This window comes from Flavobacterium jejuense, assembly GCF_006491595.2.
Taxonomy (GTDB): Bacteria; Bacteroidota; Bacteroidia; order Flavobacteriales; family Flavobacteriaceae; genus Flavobacterium; species Flavobacterium jejuense.
In genome coordinates, this window is sequence record NZ_VEVQ02000002.1 from 114,472 (window position 1) to 132,388 (window position 17,917).

Here is a 17,917-nt window from a genome sequence, read left to right on the forward strand (position 1 = left end):
ATTTATAAATTCTTTTTTTTATATATTTACTAATCAAACATTTAATTAGAAATATAATGAAAAAAAATTATTTTAATTTTATGGGTGTTTATTTAAAAACCCTTGCTTTATTTAGTTTGTTTTATTTTTTAACTGGATTTTCTTCAAAAGAACATGAAAATTCCAACACTAATAAACCTGTTAGAGCTCCTTCTTTAATTTTTGATCCAGCCAGTTATATGGCACTCACCATTAACGGATTCAATGCTGATGTTATAGCGAATGGATTAGGTGATTTAAGTGCTACATCAACCAACGATGTTGATGGAGCTAATTTTTGTTACTTGGCTCAAGGAACACAAATTACAAGTGGTGCTACACCTATTACATATGGTTTGCCAACCAATGGAGTATTGCCAATGGCTAATAGTGATTTGTTTTTTAATTTAGCTTCTTATGATAGTAATAATTCTTTGCGAATTGAGACTAATGGAGCTGCAGGTCTATCTGCAATTACTTTTGCAGAAAATGAATCTTTTGAAACGCTTTCTTTAGCTGTTACTTCTGGAAGTGGTGCTTCGAGTGTTACAATAACTGTTACTTTTTCAGATGCAACTACACAAGTTTTTTCAGCTTTAAATATACCAGATTGGTTTAATTCTAATGCTTTACCTACTATTATTTCGGGTATAGGTAGAGGAAGTAGATCTGATAATGGTTTGGAAAACCCCAATAATAATCCAAGAATTTATAGATTAGATTTAGCAATTGATGCTGCAAATCAAACTAAATTAGTATCGGGAATGTCTGTTGAAAAAAGTAGTGGAGGTGTATTTAATCTTTTTGCAGTAAGCGGGAAGTTAGTACCAGATTGCACAGGACCAACGAATATTGCTAGTACAGCAGTAAATGCTTTTGATGCTTCCATTTCTTGGACAGCTGCTAATGTGACTGATACTTTTGAAGTTGCTCTAGTAGCTTCAGGAGCTACTATACCAGCTACAGGAGAGGTAAGTGCTACGAATTCATTTAATTTCTCAAGTTTAACTCCTGAAACAACTTATGATGTGTATGTCAGAACTATTTGTGCAACTACTGGTTATAGTTTTTGGACAGGTCCATTTACTTTTACAACAACTGTTGCTTGTGTGGCGCCCACTGGAATAGTTTTTTCTTCGATAGGGACAACATCGGCAACTGTAACTTGGAGTGCTGGTAGCAATACGAATTGGGAATTTGCTTATGTTTCTTCAGGAAGTCCAGCACCAACATCTGGAACAGCTTTAACAACAGCTACTACAAATCTTTCATCGTTAACACAAAATACAGTTTATGATGTCTATATCAGAACAGATTGTGGGGCAAGTGGGTATAGTTCATGGTCTATGGCTTCTTTTACAACTGCTTGTACTACTGGTATAAGTATTAATGAAGATTTTGAAGGAACTACTATAGGAGAAATTCCAAATTGCTGGTCTTTAATTAATGGAGGAGATGCGAATACTTGGGGTGTTCAGAATAATTTTCCGAATTATCCTCATTCAGGAACCAAATTCGCTAGAATAAATTATAGTTCTACTGCCCATAATGATTTTTTAATCACACCTCCTTTCACCGTTACAGCTAATGTAAGTGATATCATTAGTTTTTGGTCAAGAAATTATAATGCTACTTATATTGATCGATTCAATGTCTTAGTTTCAACAACTGGAAATCAAGAATCTGATTTTACTAATGTATTAGCTTCTAATGTAGGTCCATCAACTACTTATACAGAGTATACCTATGATCTTTCAGCATATGTGGGACAAACTATTTATTTTGCTATACAAGCTATATCTACGGATCAATATTATCTGTTTATAGATGATTTAATGACTTCTGGAATTCCAATTTGTGATGCACCTACGAACTTAACCGCATCTGATATAACTGAAACTACTGCAGTATTGTCTTGGGATGGTGCGACTGCTTCAGAATGGGAAATTGCTGTTCAGAGTTTAGGTGCTGGAGCACCTACAACAGGAGATGTTGTAGCTTCTACTACCTATAATGCTACTTATACTGCTGGCACTACTGTAGAATTTTATGTGCGTACCGTTTGTGATAATAATAGTGGTTATAGTCCATGGTCTGGACCGTTTGTCTTTGGAGGTTATTTAAATTTAGAAATAAGTTCAGGTTTAACAGATGATGTAATCGCTAATGGAGTTGGTCCATCTGCTAATTCTACTACAAATGATATTGATGGGGGTAATTATGTGTATTTATCTAGAGATTATAAGTTAAATTCAACAGATGCTGATTTAACGTATGGTTTGCCAGTAAATGGGGTTATTAATAGCTCAAGTTTACCTGGATTAATTTTTAAAATGAATCCTTTAAATACACCATATGATGGAAATAATTCTTTACGTATAGCTACCGCTGGTGCTGCTAATGCTGGAACATTAACATTTGAAACTATTTATCCAGCTGAGAAAGTTTATTTTTTAGTTACTTCTGGAGGAGGAACAAGTACTGTTTCTGGAACGATTCATTTTGATGACGGTTCAAGTCAAGTAATTCCAAATACACTTATACCAGACTGGTTTAACCAAACTAGTTTACCGGTGGCAATTTCTGGAATAGGGAGAGTGAATACTACTAATAATGTATTAGAAAACCCTAGTGGAAATCCTCGTATTTATGAACTTTCTGTAGCTATTGATGTTGCCAATCAAGGAAAAACATTTTCTTCAATAGATTTTCAAAAAGAATCAGGTACGGGTGTTGTTAATATTTTTGCAGCAAGTATTAAATTTCCATCAACACCATTATCTACTGATGGATTTGTTAAAGAAAATAGTATAAAATTCTATCCAAATCCTGTTAGTTCCATTTTAAATTTAGAATATAATGCTGAATTCTCAAAAGTACAAGTGGTTAATTTAGTAGGGCAAATTCTTATTGATAAAGTAGTTAACAATGAGAGTTCCACTCAAATTGATATGTCATATTTAACTTCTGGAGCTTATATGGTTAATGTGACAATTGATGGAAAAGTTGAAACAATAAAAGTGATTAAGAACTAATAAAAATCTTAAACTATCATTTTTATGAAAAAGGCTCAATTTATAATCCTTTTTGTAAGTGTAATTTTTAGATAAAAAAAACGGAGAAAATTTTCTCCGTTTTTTAATTAATTCTTTTTCAATAATATTTTTTCTTGTGTTAGTTGATATGCAGCATCTAAAAAGGCAATCATTTTTTGCCAATTTGCAACGGGTTCGTAGGAGTGACTGTATTTTTTAGTAGCTTCCAAATGTAATTTGCTATCAATTATACTAGCTTTACTGATAAAACTTCCTGTTTCATTTTCAACCGTTTTGTTTAATTTTTCTAAACCTGTAACGGAGTAACCTTCAGGAATTGAAAACTCAATTTTGTAGTTAAATGCTCTTGGAAAAGATGTATAAATATTATTTTCTCTTTTGTATTCTTTCTCTTCAATTTCAACTTGAGAATCTATTAATTTCCCTATTTCAATAATAAAATTTGGTCCAGCTTTTTTAATGAAATCATCTTTAATTGTAAAGTTTTCTTTATACTGAAAGGGTTCGGTTTCTCCATATCTACCAGTATTAACTATTTCAAAAGAAAAATCGTCTACTTTAACATTGTATTCTCTTTCAGCAGCTTTTTTAAGACTCTCTTTTTGTTTGTCTTTCATTTTTTGCAATAAAGCATCATACTCCTTTCTGTACTTTTCTTTCATTTTTTTATTTCGAACTAAATCTAATAAAGGAGTTGTCCCATATTTTTCATAATCTTCTGTTATGTAATCATAAAAGTTCATTTTGTCAGATTGTTCAAAACTTTTATTATTTCCAAAAAGGGAAGTTTCTTTATTGATTTTTAAGGTATTTAAAGTAACATCAAAAGCAACATTTAGTGCTACTTTTGAAACATTATCGTCATTTGTTGAAGTAGGTAGCTTTACTTCTTCAATATCTGTTACTTTTTTGTTTTTAGACACTTTCAACGCGTAAGCATTTGTGTTTTCCAAAGAGGTATCAAACTGATTCGGTAATGAATAAGGAGTGAAAATACCAAAGTATATAGGTTCTGCAGTATTTATTTTTAATAAAACTCTAGCATTCTGTTGGATTAATATATCTTTTATAGGTCCATTTTCTCGTCCTGTAGCTACAATGATATCATAATTTATATCATTTTTTTTCAAATAGGCCATGAAGTACCTAATAAATTGTTCTTCTGAATTAAAAAATATTGGATAAGAATCATACAACGCATAAGGATAAGACATAATTTTTGTTTCGCCTAAAATATAGGCTTCAATATATCGAGTATAGAATTGATGACGTGTAAAGTAGTAAATTTCTTTAATTTTTTCTTCATCAGAACTAAATGATTTTCCTTTTAAGAAGTCGTTTACATCATTTAGATTTCCGCTTGGATAAAATTTGGTATTATAGTAATCAAGTATATCTTCTTTAGATACAGTTTTTTTAATGTCACTTTCTTTATCTGATAGAAAGGCATCAGCTCTTTGTTCAAATTTACCAGATCTTGCAAAAAATACTTGGAATTTATAACAAGGCAATTCTACCAGAGGTAAAAACCATCTTGGAAAATCATTCTTTGCTACATCAGATGCTGAAAGGACATATTTTCTTTCGTTACTTTTTTTAGTTTCTATTTTTTTTAATTCTGGAGCACCATTATACGAATTAAAATTTACAAAGAAATCGTTTTCAGTTTCAAATGTAATTTTTAAATCTAAAATAGGGTAACTTTCTCCTAAAGTTGTTTCAACGGGTTCAAAACCAAATTCTAAAGAGGATTTAAAAGGTTCGACCGAATGGTAGTAGAAATCAATAATATCACCTACTTCTAAGTTGGAAATAGCTACTTTCTTAGATTCGTCTTCTTCAACAGATTCTTTGTTCACATCTATCTCTATTTCTTTCCCGTCTGGTTTTATAATTTTAATACCTAGTGTAATTGTTCCTTTCTTAAAAGAAAAACCTTTGTTGCTATAAAAGCGGTCTTTGAAAGAGAATTCTGAAAATTCAGTTACAGCTGCTTGGTCTTGTAGTTTTATTCTTTTTCTAACGGAAGAAGTGTAGGTAACGCTTTTTCCAAATTTATGAAAATCATAGTTTTCATTTTTGTAAATTATAACGGCTGATTCGTTTTTATACTTTTCTGGTACAGCTACAATAGTGCCGAATTCGTCATTGGTATTCCAAAAAAGATTTTTTATTTCTTCTTTTTTTTGTGCATTAGTTATTGAAAAACAAAAAAGCAGCAGGAATAGGTAATTGTATTTCATAAATGTAAAATTTAGTTTTTTTTCAAAAAAACTTTTGTTAAGGGCTATTCTATAGGGTTATTTGGTTAAGACAATTTGTTCAGCATAAAGGTTTTTAATATTCTCAAAATTTTTCTTAGCTGATTCAAAATCATTTTTGTTGATGGTTCCGTTTTTAAAATTGAAAACTTTGTGATACGAAATACTATTATTTTTAACTTCAAAACTTAATGCAATTTCATAATCATCAGTTTTGATGTTGATGTTTTCAGGTAATTTTTTAATAGTGAAACCTGATGGAATTTCTAAGGTTATAGTAACATCGTCATAACTTTTGTAACCAAATACTATATTCTCTTTTCTTTCGGAAAAATCTAGATAATTATATTCTTTATCATAATCTAAATCAATGTATATTTCATTGTCAAATGAAGAAACATGGTTGTCTAATGCTACATCATAACTGATTTTTACATTTTTATCTCTGTTAGATAAATCAGAAGTGATTATATTACTAACATTATAATTTTTGTTTCCAGAGTTGATGTACCATTTTAGGGCTTCTTCTTTTTTATCGTTTTTAATACTGTTGTAAGTGTATAAAAAAGAAGCTCTACTTTCACCAAAAAATTCTTTGTTCACTTTTCCTTTTAAGGTTTCATTTTCTAATTTATAGTTTACTGTATAAATTTCTTTATTAGAAACCGCATCATGAGTCGGAATCTTGTCAATAATAAATTTATCTCCATCTTCAATTAAGACTTCTTTTCCTTGAATTCTATCAGCATATTCTTTAAAGGAATTGAATTTTTCGGTTCCATCTAAGAAGTATTTCTTACCTTCTTTTATAACCACACAAATCATGTGATTGTCCACAGACAAAGAAGGAATACTATAATTATAAGCAATGTGTTTTGTTCCAATCCAACATAATCTTGCATCAAAACCAGCAACTTTTAGCATTTGTTTGGTAAGGTTTGCCATTCCTTTACAATCACCATATCTTTTAGTAAATACATTTTGAGAATCATCAGGTTTAAATCCAGCAATTCCATCTTCAAAAGCGATGTATCTAATGTTATCTTGAACCCAATAATAGATGTTTTTTATCTTTTCATCATCCGTCTTAGCTTCTTTGGTTAATTCTTTTACTTTAGCTTCAAAAATGGAAGGATCATCTTTCATGTCATTTACTAATGATTTGTACCATTTATACAAGTCTGCAGTTTCATTAAATAAAGTAGTTTTTTCATTTTTAAATGTAAACGATTTTGCTACAAATAAAATATGTGGATAAATATAACTTGGTCCAGGAGCTAATTTTTCTCTAGCAATAGGAGGCATGTTTTTAATAGTATATTTATATACTATTGCTTCAGCATTTTTAGTCTCGGTTTTGGTAATTTCAAAGCCATCAAAATTAAATTCTTTAATCTCAAGGTTTAACCATTTTGGAATAGTTATTACTATTTCTTTGTTGATTACTGGGAACTCATCGTTAAAATAGATAGAAGTAAAGTATTTTACATCTTTAATTTTTTTCTCTAAATCATATAAATAAGTATATCCTTGAATAGGAAAATCCAAATCAAAGTATTTCACTCTAGCATCATTGTAGAACAAATCATTACTTTTATAAAATTCGTCTTTAGGATAAATGTTAGCAGGTTTATTATTTTTATATTTTAAAGAAAAAGTATTTATTAAAGACTGACTGTCATAAAACTCATATTTTTGAATATCAGCTCTATGGTTGATATTTAGTAGTACTTCAGAAATGGCATAGTTAACTTCTACATTTTTTTTATCTTTTGCTATTTCAAAGCTCACATTTTCAGTGCTTTTTAAAATAGCAACATCCGATTTGTCAAATTTTTCTCTTAATTCTTTGGCTGTTTTAATTTCAGTAGGAGAGGGCTCTGTGTTTTTTTGACTCCACATATTTAGTGAAATTAAAAAAACGAAAAGTAGGTTACTTTTTTTCATTCTTAAAATTTGTGCAATATTAAATAAAAATATGTTTATTTATGTGTTTTTTATATAAAATATTGTTAGACAGTTTTTTAGCTTGTATTTCTATTGTTTCCTAATGTAAATATGTTTCACATTAGGATTATTAGTATCTCTTACGTCAATATCAAATTTTTGCATACTTTTTATTAATGGTAAGAGTTTGCTGAATCCATAATTTCGTGGATCAAAATCGGTTTTCTTTTTTAAGATTAGATTACCTAAATCACCCAAAAAAGCCCAACCATTTTCATCTTCTAAATCATCTATACTAGTTGCAAAAAGTTTGATAATTTTAGGATCGATTTTACTTAATGGTGTTTTTTGTTTAGAAACATTAGTTTTAGTTGCTTTTTTGGAAGAAGTTTCTGTTTGATTTTCAGAATCATCTTTTTTCAATATTTCTATATAAATAAACTTATCGCAAGCTGTTATAAAAGGTTTTAATGTTTTCTTTTCACCTATTCCTATCACTGTCATACCAGCTTCTCGAAGACGAGTAGCTAATCGAGTAAAATCAGAATCACTAGAAACGATGCAAAAGCCATCTACTTTTCCAGTGTATAAAATATCCATTGCATCAATTATTAAGGCACTATCACTTGCATTTTTACCAGTTGAATAACTATATTGTTGAATAGGAGTAATGGCATTCTCTAACAGTACATTTTTCCAACCAGAAACGGTAGGTTTAGTCCAATCGGCATAGATTCTTTTAAAGGTTGGTGTTCCATATTTTGCTATTTCTTCAAACATCTCTTTTACATTAGCATAGGGAACATTATCGGCATCAATAAGTACGGCTAATTTTAAGTCTTTTTTAATTTCCATTTGCATTTTGTTTCATAATAGTAAATGTACTACAAATGATTGATGATGCATAATTAATCTTACCTTTGATAGCTAATAATATTTTATAGATTTGTAAAAAAATAAAAATGGCATTGTTTAAAACGATAAATTCTAAAGCTAAAACGATAAATTCTTCAGGTTTTGGTACTAATGCATCCAATTATGGAGGTCGTTTTGTAAATAAAAATGGAGATGCAAATGTCAAAAAAAAAGGAATTGCTCTTTTAGAAAGTATTAGTTGGCATCACTTTATGCTAAATATTCCGAGATGGCATTTTTTAGGAGTAATAGTGTTATTTTATTTTGTAGCCAATCTTTTTTTTGCATCGATTTATTATTGGATTGGGGTAGAAAATTTAAACGGAATTGTTGCCAATACTAATTTGGAAAAATTTGGTCAAGCTTTCTTTTTTAGTATTCAAACCTATACTACTGTTGGTTATGGACATATTAACCCAACAGGCTTTTGGGCAAGTTTTGTTTCTTCAATAGAAGCTTTGACAGGTTTGTTAACTTTTGCTATTGCAACAGGTTTGTTTTATGGACGCTTTAGTAAACCACAAGCTTTTGTGAAATTTTCTGAAAATGCAGTAATTGCACCTTATGAAAATGGAACTGCTTTAATGTTGAGAATGACACCTTTTAAGAATGCTAATTTAACTGATGCAGAAGCTCGACTTACTCTTGGTTTAAGTGTTGAAGAGAATGGTATTATGGTCAATAAATTTTATCAATTGCCTTTAGAATTAGACAAAGTTAATGCGCTAACGTTGAGTTGGACATTAGTTCATCCTATAACAGAAAAAAGTCCTTTGTATAATTTTACGGCTGAGGATTATGCGTCAATTGAAGGAGAAATATTGGTGTTTATAAAAGTATTTGATGATATTTATAGTACACATTTGGTAAAACGAACCTCTTATATTTTTAAAGAGGTGGTTTATGGAGCCAAATTTAATATCATGTATAATAGAAATGAAGATGATAGTAAAACTATTTTAGATTTACAAAAATTGAATTCATTTGAAAAAGTAACTTTACCTTAATATTATTTTTCGTAAAATTCAATAGGTAATCCATCTGGATCTTGAGTAAATGTGAAACGTTTTTTGGTTATTTCATCAATTCGAATAGGTTCCACTTCAATTTGATATTGATTTAAATGTGCAATTATGGTTTCTAATTGTGTTACTTCAAAAGCTAAGTGTCTTAAACCAGTAGCTTCTGGTCTTGAAGTTCTTTTTGGTGGATTAGGAAAAGAAAATAATTCAACACAATAGTGACCGTTTATAGCAAGATCTAATTTATAAGACATTCTTTCAGCTCTATAAGTTTCTTTAAGCACTTCTAAGCCTAAAATATCAATATAAAATTTTTTTGAAACTTCATAATTGGAACAAATAATGGCAATATGATGAATTTTATTAAGCATTTTATGAGTTAAAGTTTAGTATTTAGTTTTTAAACAACAAATCCTCATTTATGCAATGAGGATTTGTTTATAGGGTAATCAATTTATTTTCCGTCTTTGTCTACTACTATTCTTTCGTCTCTATTAGCTAATTCCCATGCTAAAGTGAAAGCTAATTGTGCTCTTTTGGCCAAAGCATCATATTCAATTTTATCAGGTGTGTCTGACGCTTTGTGGTAATCAGCATGAACACCATTAAAGAAGAAGATTGCAGGAACTCCTTTTTTTGCAAAATTATAATGATCAGAACGATAATAAATTCTTTCAGGATCATTACGATCATTGTATTTGTAATCTAAAGTTAGATTGGTATATTTTTTATTTGCTTCTTCATTAATTGTATGCAGTTCAGAACTTAATCTATCAGAACCAATTACATAGATATAGTTATTGGTGTTTGGGTGTAGTGTATCTCGTCTTCCAATCATATCAATATTAATATCTGCAATGGTATTTTTTAATGGGAATAATGGATTTTCTGAATAAAATCTAGAACCATGTAATCCGTGCTCTTCACCAGTAACATGTAAGAAAAGAATTGAACGTTTTGGACCAAAACCATCTTCTTTAGCTTTTTCGAAAGCTTGAGCAATTTCAAGTAATGCAACAGTTCCAGAACCATCATCATCAGCTCCATTGTAAACCTCACCATTTTTTGTACCTACGTGATCGTAATGTGCTGAAATGACTAAAATTTCTTCTGGTTTTTCTGATCCTTTTATGAAAGCCCAAATGTTTTCTGAATCATTTAATTTTGGAGAAAATCCTTTTGCCATAAATTCAGAAGGTATTTTTTGATACCAATCACCCGCTTCAGCTGGAAAACTCAGCCCATTTTTTTTATATTGTTCAATAAGATATTTTCCTGCTTTTTTCTGACCTTCGGTTCCAGTATCTCTCCCTTCCATTTCATCAGAAGCTACAATGTGTAAATGTGTACTTAATTCGTCAGAAGTTATTGTATTCATATATTTGGAAACATTCACCTCTTTTTTTGCTTTGGGAACCGAATTACAACTTACTAAAAATAGGGTTAGTAGTGCTCCAGAAATTAATTTTTTCTTCATTTTATTTGAACTAATTTTGTTGAATAAGTTAGTAAAAATAGGCTATTTATTATAGAATGTAAATAACTGTTAACATTTTTTTATAACTAGAGAACCTCTTGAAACGTATTTGTTTTTATAAGTTGAAGTAAGTTTTATTTCAATACCTTTACTGACTATTTTAAGATTTATGGATTTTCAATACGAGTATTTACTTTTAATTCCTGTTGGTTTTATTGCTGGTTTTTTAAACACTGTAGCAGGTGGAGGAACATTATTGACATTACCTACTTTGATTTTAATGGGTTTGCCAGCTCCTTTAGCGAATGGAACAAATAGAATAGCAATATTAGTTCAAACTTTTACAGCAGTTAGAGGTTTTAAAAGTAAAGGTGTTTCTTCTTATCCATTTAGTTTGTATTTAGGTTTATCAGCTTTGGTAGGATCTTTTATAGGTGCTAAATTAGCTATTGATATAAAAGGAGAATTATTTAATAGAATTCTTGCAGTTATTATGATACTAGTTTTAATAACAATTCTATTTAATCCAAAAAAGAATTACACAGAAATTATAGAGAAAACATCAGGAAAACCTTTATATATTTCTTTGTTTATTTTCTTTTTTTTAGGAATTTATGGTGGTTTTATAAATGCAGGAATTGGTTTTTTAATGTTATTAATTTTACCTTATGTAAATGGTTTGTCTCTATTAAAATCTAATGCAACAAAAGTTTTTGTTGTATTTGTTTATACAATAGGAGCAGTAATTGTTTTTGCTTTAGAAGATAAGATTAATTACACATTAGCACTTACCTTAACTTTAGGAAGTGCATCAGGAGCTTGGTTTGGGAGTCGATGGTCTGTAAAAAAAGAGGATAAAGTAATTCGATTGTTTCTTGTAATTACTGTATCCTCTCTTGCTATTAAATTATGGTTTTTCTAATTAGTAATTTACATATTCTGTAATTTCTAAACCATATCCTATCATACCTACACGTTTAGTGTGGTCTGGATTATTAGATAATAATTTTATTCTTGAAATATCTATGTCATGAAGAATTTGAGCACCTATTCCAAAATCTTTTGAATCCATTTTTACTTGAGGAGCTTTAATAGTACCTTCTTCTTGCAATTTTTTCAATTCGGATAATCTAGATAATAATTCTAATGATTTTACTTCCTGATTGATGAAGACTATAGCACCTTTTCCTACTTCATTAATCTTTTTAAACATAACATCTAACTTTTTATCCGCATCATTTGTTAATGTGCCTAAGATGTCATTATTGACTTGAGTTGAATTGATCCTAGTATGGATTGATTCACCATTACTCCAAGTCCCTTTTGTTAAAGCCAAGTGTACTTGTTTGTTTGTAGTTTGAAGATAAGCTCTTAATCTAAAGGTACCAAATCGGGTTTCTATTTCAAAATCTTCTTTCTTTTGAATTAAGCTATCATGCTGCATTCTGTAAGCTACTAAATCTTCAATAGAAACTAATTTTAAATCAAATTTTTTAGCTACTTCTACCAATTGTGGTAAACGTGACATGGTTCCGTCTTCATTCATGATTTCGCAAATAACACCTGCAGGAGTGAAGCCAGCTAATCTAGCAAAGTCAATAGCTGCTTCGGTGTGACCTGTTCTTCTTAAAACACCACCTTGTTTAGCGATTAAAGGAAAAATATGTCCAGGTCTTGCTAAATCAAAAGGTTTTGTTTCTTCATCAACTAGTGCTAATACTGTTTTAGCTCTATCTGCAGCAGAAATTCCGGTAGTAACACCGTTTCCTTTTAAATCTATGGAAACAGTAAAAGCGGTTTCCATATGGTCAGTGTTATTTCTCACCATAGCATGTAAATCTAAATCTTTACATCTGCTTTCTGTAAGAGGCGTGCAAATTAAACCTCTACCGTGGGTAGCCATGAAGTTAATCATTTCTGGAGTACATTTTTCAGCAGCAGCTAAAAAATCACCTTCATTTTCTCTGTCCTCATCATCGACTACGATTATAATTTTTCCTTGACGGATATCTTCTATGGCTTCTTCAATGGAGTTGAGTTGTATGTTTTTTGACATTTTTAAATGGTAGTTTATTTGTTAAACTCAGATAAAACTTCTTTAAGTTTTGATTTATTATATAAATAGATAAAAATATAAAATGGAAAACCAGCTGTTAATTCTAGGAAAGGACTTAAAAAAAGATTTTTATTAATCATTTTATCAATTTTTGAATGACTTTGAGAAGCTTTATAAATGTTTATATATAAAAGTATAATATTGATTATACTTAAAAATATTAAGATTATATTTTCAGTTATTTTTATTGAAATGGAAAAGATAAAAGCTATTATATATAATAAAAGGGCTGTTTTACTGAGGCTTTTAAATTCTTCAATGTGAAAATTTAGTTCTAAATATTCTTTGTTATATAGGTTGTTCTCTAGTAGTAATTGTTCTTGATTAATTCCTCTTGTTTCTAATATTTTTAAAGCCTTTATTCTTGATTCACTTGAGTATCCAAATTGATCAGCATTTTTTACTATATTTTTTAAAACTGAATCTTCTTTTTCTTCAAAAGATAAATATTCTTTATCTGTTTTGTCCAAATTAAGGGTATCTAGTACTATAATATCTTTAGAAAATTTAATTTCACTTGGCTTTTTAAATATCTTTTTGAAAGGTGTGGTCAACCAATCAAAATTAATCATGATTCCAATGTCATTTGTTGCTCTATAAGTTAAAAATAAGGCTAAAGGTGTTAAAAGAATAGAGGATAACCACATTCCTAAAACGATAGGAATAGTATCTTCTTCGGCTAATTTTTTTCCAAAAGTATTTGTGAAATGAAAACCAATAAAAATGACGATAGCAAAGACTATGGGTAAACCAATACCTCCTTTTCTAATAATAGCTCCTAATGGGGCACCAATGAAAAACATTAGTAGACAAGAAAAAGCTATGATGAATTTTTCGTGTACAACTATCCAATGTGAATTTAAATTTTTCTTTTTATAATCTAAATCATTTTGACTATTTTGAACACTAAATTCAGAACTAGAAGTATTGCTTTTAGCCATTTCTAGTATTTTTTGTTTTTCCTTATTGTTGAAAATAGATAGTAAATCGTTGACTTTTTTTTCTTTATCAATTTTTTGAACTCTATTTAATTGGAAAACATAGTCATTTCTTTGAACAGTATTTTCAGCATAGGAAACAATGTCTTTGTTATAATTGCTTTGTAGTGAATCTATAGTATAGTTTAATTCGCTTAACGTTAGCATTTTTTCTGAGGTAATATCTGAATTATCACCTGAGTTTTCATCTAGTTTTGTTAAATCTATATTTAAAGTATATTTCTTAAAACTACTTTTTGCAAAAGGGTATTTATTTCTGTCTTCATATTTTTTTGGAATTACATTTTCATAATAATTACCATCTAATAATTCTAATTGAAGATAATTTGAATTTTCATCACTTCTTAAAATACCATTTTTTGCTTTAATAACAGTATTTGCCCCTAATCCTGCATTTGTATTTTTAATATGCATGGTCACATCTTCAAGAAACTGACCATTTGCTCCAGTTTTTTTCTCTACTTTAATATTAATAGTAGATCCAATAGGGTTAAATTGTCCTTCTGCAATAGCCATAGCTGGTCTTTGTTGCACAATTGTCTTTCTTAGATTTAAGAATTTGTATTGCGCTTTAGGGATTACATTATTAGCAAATACAAATGAAATTATACTTAAACCTACAATGAATAGTGTTAATACTCGCATGGCTCTTTGTAAAGAAATTCCTGAAGATTTCATTGCTGCAAACTCATAATTTTCAGCAAAACTACCAAAAGTCATTATTGAAGCAAGTACTACAGATAAAGGCAAAACGAGAGGGACGATTGTAGGGGCGTAAAAAGATAAAAATTTTATTATTGTAAAAAAATCTAAATCTTTTCCAGCTAATTCAGAAATGAATAACCATATTCCTTGTAAAACAAAAATAAAAAAAAGGATTACAAATACCGAAGTAAATGTAATCATAAATGATTTAACAATGTATTTGTCTAAGATTTTCACCCTTTAGTCTAGTCTATTGATATAGTAATTTGGATATTTTGACTCTGTAAAGGTAAAATGATTATCTGACAAAGGTTGGTTTGTTTTAAAAGAATTAACAGTTAATGTTGTTCTTGTTCCATTTTTTCCTGTTTCTATAAGGTTATAAATGTTTTTAGTTTGAACATCTATGCCTAAAAGGATTTCTTTTCTTTGGTCTTTAGAACTTATAGGAATTAATTTTATATATTGAATTTTTCTACCTTTTATGTCTTGTAAAATATCCCAAGAATATTTGTAACCAGAATTAAAGAAGGTAAGCATTTTAGAAGGAGTTACAGCACTTTCATCTTTGTCATCAAACTTTGAAATAGAGATTTCTTCATCTTCTGGAACAATGGTATATACTTTTTTACCATCAAAAATTTTGGTAACACCCATAAAGTTTAGATTGTATAAATTTCCTTTTAGTGTAACATTTCCTTTACTCTCTTGATTGATGTTTTCTGTTGGATTATTTAAAGCATACTTAAAATCAATAACGATATTTTCATATGTTTTTACTTTAGTTGATACTTCATCTAAAAGGCTTTTAGCTTTGGCAGCATCTTGCGCTTGAATTGAAAAACCTACTAAAAGAAAACTTACTAATTTTAAAAATTTACTCATCTTATTTACTTATTATTTTGTTCATTGTTTAAAAAATGTTCGAGTGCCACTAAGTCAGTAATTAAAACTGATCTAGCTTTACTGCCTTCAAAAGGGCCAACTATACCAGCTGCTTCTAATTGGTCAATTATTCTACCAGCTCTATTATATCCTAATTTTAATTTTCTTTGAATTAATGAGGCACTACCTTGTTGTGCTGTTACAATTACTTCCGCAGCTTCTCTAAATAAGGTGTCTCGGTCTGAAATGTTAATATCAAGAGTCGTGCCACTTTCTTCACCTACATACTCTGGCAATTGATATGCTTCAGGATAAGCTTTTTGGCTGCCAATAAAATCACAAACTTTCTCCACTTCTGGAGTGTCAATAAATGCACATTGCACGCGTACCATATCATTCCCATTGGTATATAATAAATCTCCACGACCAATTAATTGATCAGCTCCACCAGCATCTAAAATGGTTCTAGAATCTATTTTAGACATTACTCTAAAAGCAATTCTAGCAGGGAAATTGGCTTTAATCATACCTGTAATTACATTTACAGAAGGACGTTGTGTTGCAATAATTAAGTGAATTCCTATGGCACGAGCTAATTGTGCTAAACGAGCAATAGGTGTTTCTACTTCTTTTCCTGCGGTCATGATCAAATCGGCAAATTCGTCTACTACTAAAACAATATAGGGTAAAAAACGATGTCCATTTTCAGGATTCAATTTACGCAATTTAAACTTATCGTTGTATTCTTTTATGTTTCTAACCATAGCATCTTTTAATAAAGAATAACGATTGTCCATTTCTATACACAACGAATTTAAAGTGTTGATTACTTTAGTGTTGTCTGTTATGATGGCATCTTCTGTATCAGGAAGTTTTGCTAAGTAATGACGTTCAATTTTATTGAATAAGGTTAATTCTACTTTCTTTGGGTCAACTAAGACAAATTTAACTTCAGCAGGGTGTTTTTTGTATAAAAGAGATGCTAAAATAGCATTTAGTCCTACTGATTTTCCTTGTCCAGTTGCACCTGCCATTAATAAGTGTGGCATTTTTGCTAAATCGACCACAAAGGTTTCATTAGAAATAGTTTTCCCTAATGCTATAGGTAATTCCATTTCTGCTTGTTGAAATTTAGGAGAACTAATAACACTTTTCATCGCTACCATTGTAGGATTGTTATTAGGTACTTCAATACCAATGGTTCCTTTACCAGGAATTGGAGCAATAATACGAATTCCTAAAGCGGCTAATGATAAAGCAATATCGTCTTCTAAATTTTTAATTTTAGAAATACGAATTCCTGCGTCTGGAACTATTTCGTATAAGGTTACTGTTGGTCCAACAGTTGCTTTTATTTGAGAAATTCCGATACTGTAGTTTTTTAAAGTTTCTACAATTCGGTTTTTGTTTTCTTCTAATTCTGTTTGGTTAATGGTAATGCCACCAGTTGTATATTCCTTTAATAAGTCAACAGGTGGAAATTGATAATTAGATAATTCCAATGTAGGATCAAATTCTCCGAAATCTTGTACTAATTTAGTAGATAAATTTCCTTCTAAAATTTCTTCTTCTTCTACTTTTTCTATCACAAAATCATTATCTGATTCGTTGTTTGTTTCAGAAGAATTAACCTTTTCAGTAATACTAAAAGAGTCTTCTTTTTTAGATTTTGGATCTAAATTTAGTTCAGAAGCATTTGAAATAGTAGGTTTTAAAGAATCTTTATTAATTTCAAAGGAGTTGGGTTTTAATTCAATTTTTGAAATAGCCTCTTCATCTTCTCTTATTGTAAAATTGTCTTCTTCGAAAGAATTAGTAGTAGTAATTTTATTTAAACTTTCTTTAGTACTATCTTTTTCTAATTTATCTGTAATTAATTCTTCTTGAAAAGTCTGGTTTGATTTTTCGAAAACATTTTTAACAGTATCTGGAGAAATCTTAATTTTAAAAATTAAATAGATTATTATACCAAAAAGTAATATTAGAGCAGTACCAATTTTGCCAATGTAATCTTGTATATACGAATTAACTTCAAAACCTATAGTTCCTGCTAGTTCAGGAAGATAATCCCAAAAGAATCCAAAAATAACGGAAAGAATGATGATAAGGTATAAATCCCAAAAAAGGGTTCTTTTAAGTTTTCTAATACTAATGTCTAATATTAAATATGTCCCTGTTAAGAATAAAATTCTAACAAATAGAAATGAAGCTACACCAAATCCTTCGTATAAGAAAAAATCAGCCAAGTAAGCTCCAAACTTTCCAAGCCAATTCTTTGTTTGAATAGCTCTATCGAAAAGATCATTTACTTGACTTTGGTCGTAATTTCCTGTAATAAAATAGGAAACAAACGATAACAATAAAGCAACAGAAAGTAAAACTAGTAAAACACCAATAGTAAACTTTTGCTGTCTTGATAGTTTCAACGATTTCTTTTCTTTTGAAGGTGTCTTATTTTCAGATTCTTTTTTACTTTTTCTAGCCATGTAGGATACACTATTTTACAAAAATAGAGAA

At 29.5% G+C, this 17,917-nt stretch carries 12 protein-coding genes; 3 read left to right on the forward strand and 9 right to left on the reverse strand.

Annotated elements, in window-relative coordinates:
- The first annotated feature begins 56 nt into the window (after positions 1-56).
- A complete protein-coding gene (locus FIA58_RS03325; RefSeq protein ID WP_140960030.1) occupies positions 57-3,053 on the forward strand; it encodes a T9SS-dependent choice-of-anchor J family protein in 2,997 nt (998 codons plus the stop codon).
- Positions 3,054-3,160: 107 nt separating this feature from the next.
- Here the strand turns inward: FIA58_RS03325 and FIA58_RS03330 are convergent, their stop codons facing one another.
- The 3 genes from FIA58_RS03330 to FIA58_RS03340 all read right to left on the reverse strand — a co-directional run bounded on the left by FIA58_RS03330 (position 3,161) and on the right by FIA58_RS03340 (position 8,143).
- Positions 3,161-5,317 (reverse strand): DUF3857 domain-containing protein, encoded by a 2,157-nt coding sequence (locus tag FIA58_RS03330; RefSeq protein WP_140960032.1) that lies wholly within the window; start codon positions 5,315-5,317, stop codon positions 3,161-3,163.
- Positions 5,318-5,374: 57 nt separating this feature from the next.
- Positions 5,375-7,282 carry a transglutaminase-like domain-containing protein gene (locus tag FIA58_RS03335; RefSeq protein ID WP_140960034.1) on the reverse strand — a complete coding sequence of 636 codons (1,908 nt, stop codon included), beginning with the start codon at positions 7,280-7,282 and terminating at the stop codon, positions 5,375-5,377.
- Between the two features lie 90 nt (positions 7,283-7,372).
- Positions 7,373-8,143, reverse strand: a complete 771-nt coding sequence (locus tag FIA58_RS03340) for an NYN domain-containing protein (RefSeq protein WP_394352402.1) — start codon at positions 8,141-8,143, stop codon at positions 7,373-7,375.
- A gap of 101 nt (positions 8,144-8,244) precedes the next feature.
- On the opposite strand from FIA58_RS03340, the gene FIA58_RS03345 reads away from it, so the two are divergent.
- Entirely contained in the window at positions 8,245-9,204 is a 960-nt protein-coding gene (locus FIA58_RS03345; RefSeq protein ID WP_140960038.1) for an ion channel, read from the forward strand.
- A 2-nt stretch (positions 9,205-9,206) separates the two neighbouring features.
- Here the strand turns inward: FIA58_RS03345 and gloA2 are convergent, their stop codons facing one another.
- Together gloA2 and FIA58_RS03355 are read right to left on the reverse strand one after the other, a co-directional pair.
- On the reverse strand, positions 9,207-9,590 hold the full coding sequence (gene gloA2, locus FIA58_RS03350) for an SMU1112c/YaeR family gloxylase I-like metalloprotein (RefSeq protein ID WP_140960040.1): 384 nt from the start codon (positions 9,588-9,590) through the stop codon (positions 9,207-9,209).
- Positions 9,591-9,673: 83 nt separating this feature from the next.
- A complete protein-coding gene (locus tag FIA58_RS03355) occupies positions 9,674-10,696 on the reverse strand; it encodes a M28 family metallopeptidase (protein ID WP_140960043.1) in 1,023 nt (340 codons plus the stop codon).
- A gap of 169 nt (positions 10,697-10,865) precedes the next feature.
- Here FIA58_RS03355 and FIA58_RS03360 point away from each other — a divergent pair, with 169 nt between their 5' ends.
- The gene (locus FIA58_RS03360) at positions 10,866-11,618 is read left to right on the forward strand and encodes a sulfite exporter TauE/SafE family protein (protein ID WP_140960045.1); all 753 of its coding nucleotides are present in this window, start codon (positions 10,866-10,868) and stop codon (positions 11,616-11,618) included.
- On the opposite strand, the gene ribB is transcribed toward FIA58_RS03360, so the two are convergent.
- The 4 genes from ribB to FIA58_RS03380 are packed head-to-tail and all read right to left on the reverse strand — an operon-like array spanning position 11,619 to position 17,886.
- Positions 11,619-12,752 (reverse strand): 3,4-dihydroxy-2-butanone-4-phosphate synthase, encoded by a 1,134-nt coding sequence (ribB, locus tag FIA58_RS03365; RefSeq protein WP_140960047.1) that lies wholly within the window; start codon positions 12,750-12,752, stop codon positions 11,619-11,621.
- Positions 12,753-12,766: 14 nt separating this feature from the next.
- Complete coding sequence (locus FIA58_RS03370; RefSeq protein ID WP_140960049.1) at positions 12,767-14,752, reverse strand: LptF/LptG family permease; 1,986 nt, start codon at positions 14,750-14,752, stop codon at positions 12,767-12,769.
- A gap of 3 nt (positions 14,753-14,755) precedes the next feature.
- Complete coding sequence (locus FIA58_RS03375; protein WP_140960051.1) at positions 14,756-15,400, reverse strand: LolA family protein; 645 nt, start codon at positions 15,398-15,400, stop codon at positions 14,756-14,758.
- Positions 15,401-15,405: 5 nt separating this feature from the next.
- Positions 15,406-17,886: a DNA translocase FtsK gene (locus tag FIA58_RS03380; RefSeq protein ID WP_140960053.1), complete on the reverse strand. Its 2,481-nt coding sequence runs from the start codon at positions 17,884-17,886 to the stop codon at positions 15,406-15,408.
- Positions 17,887-17,917: the final 31 nt, after the last annotated feature.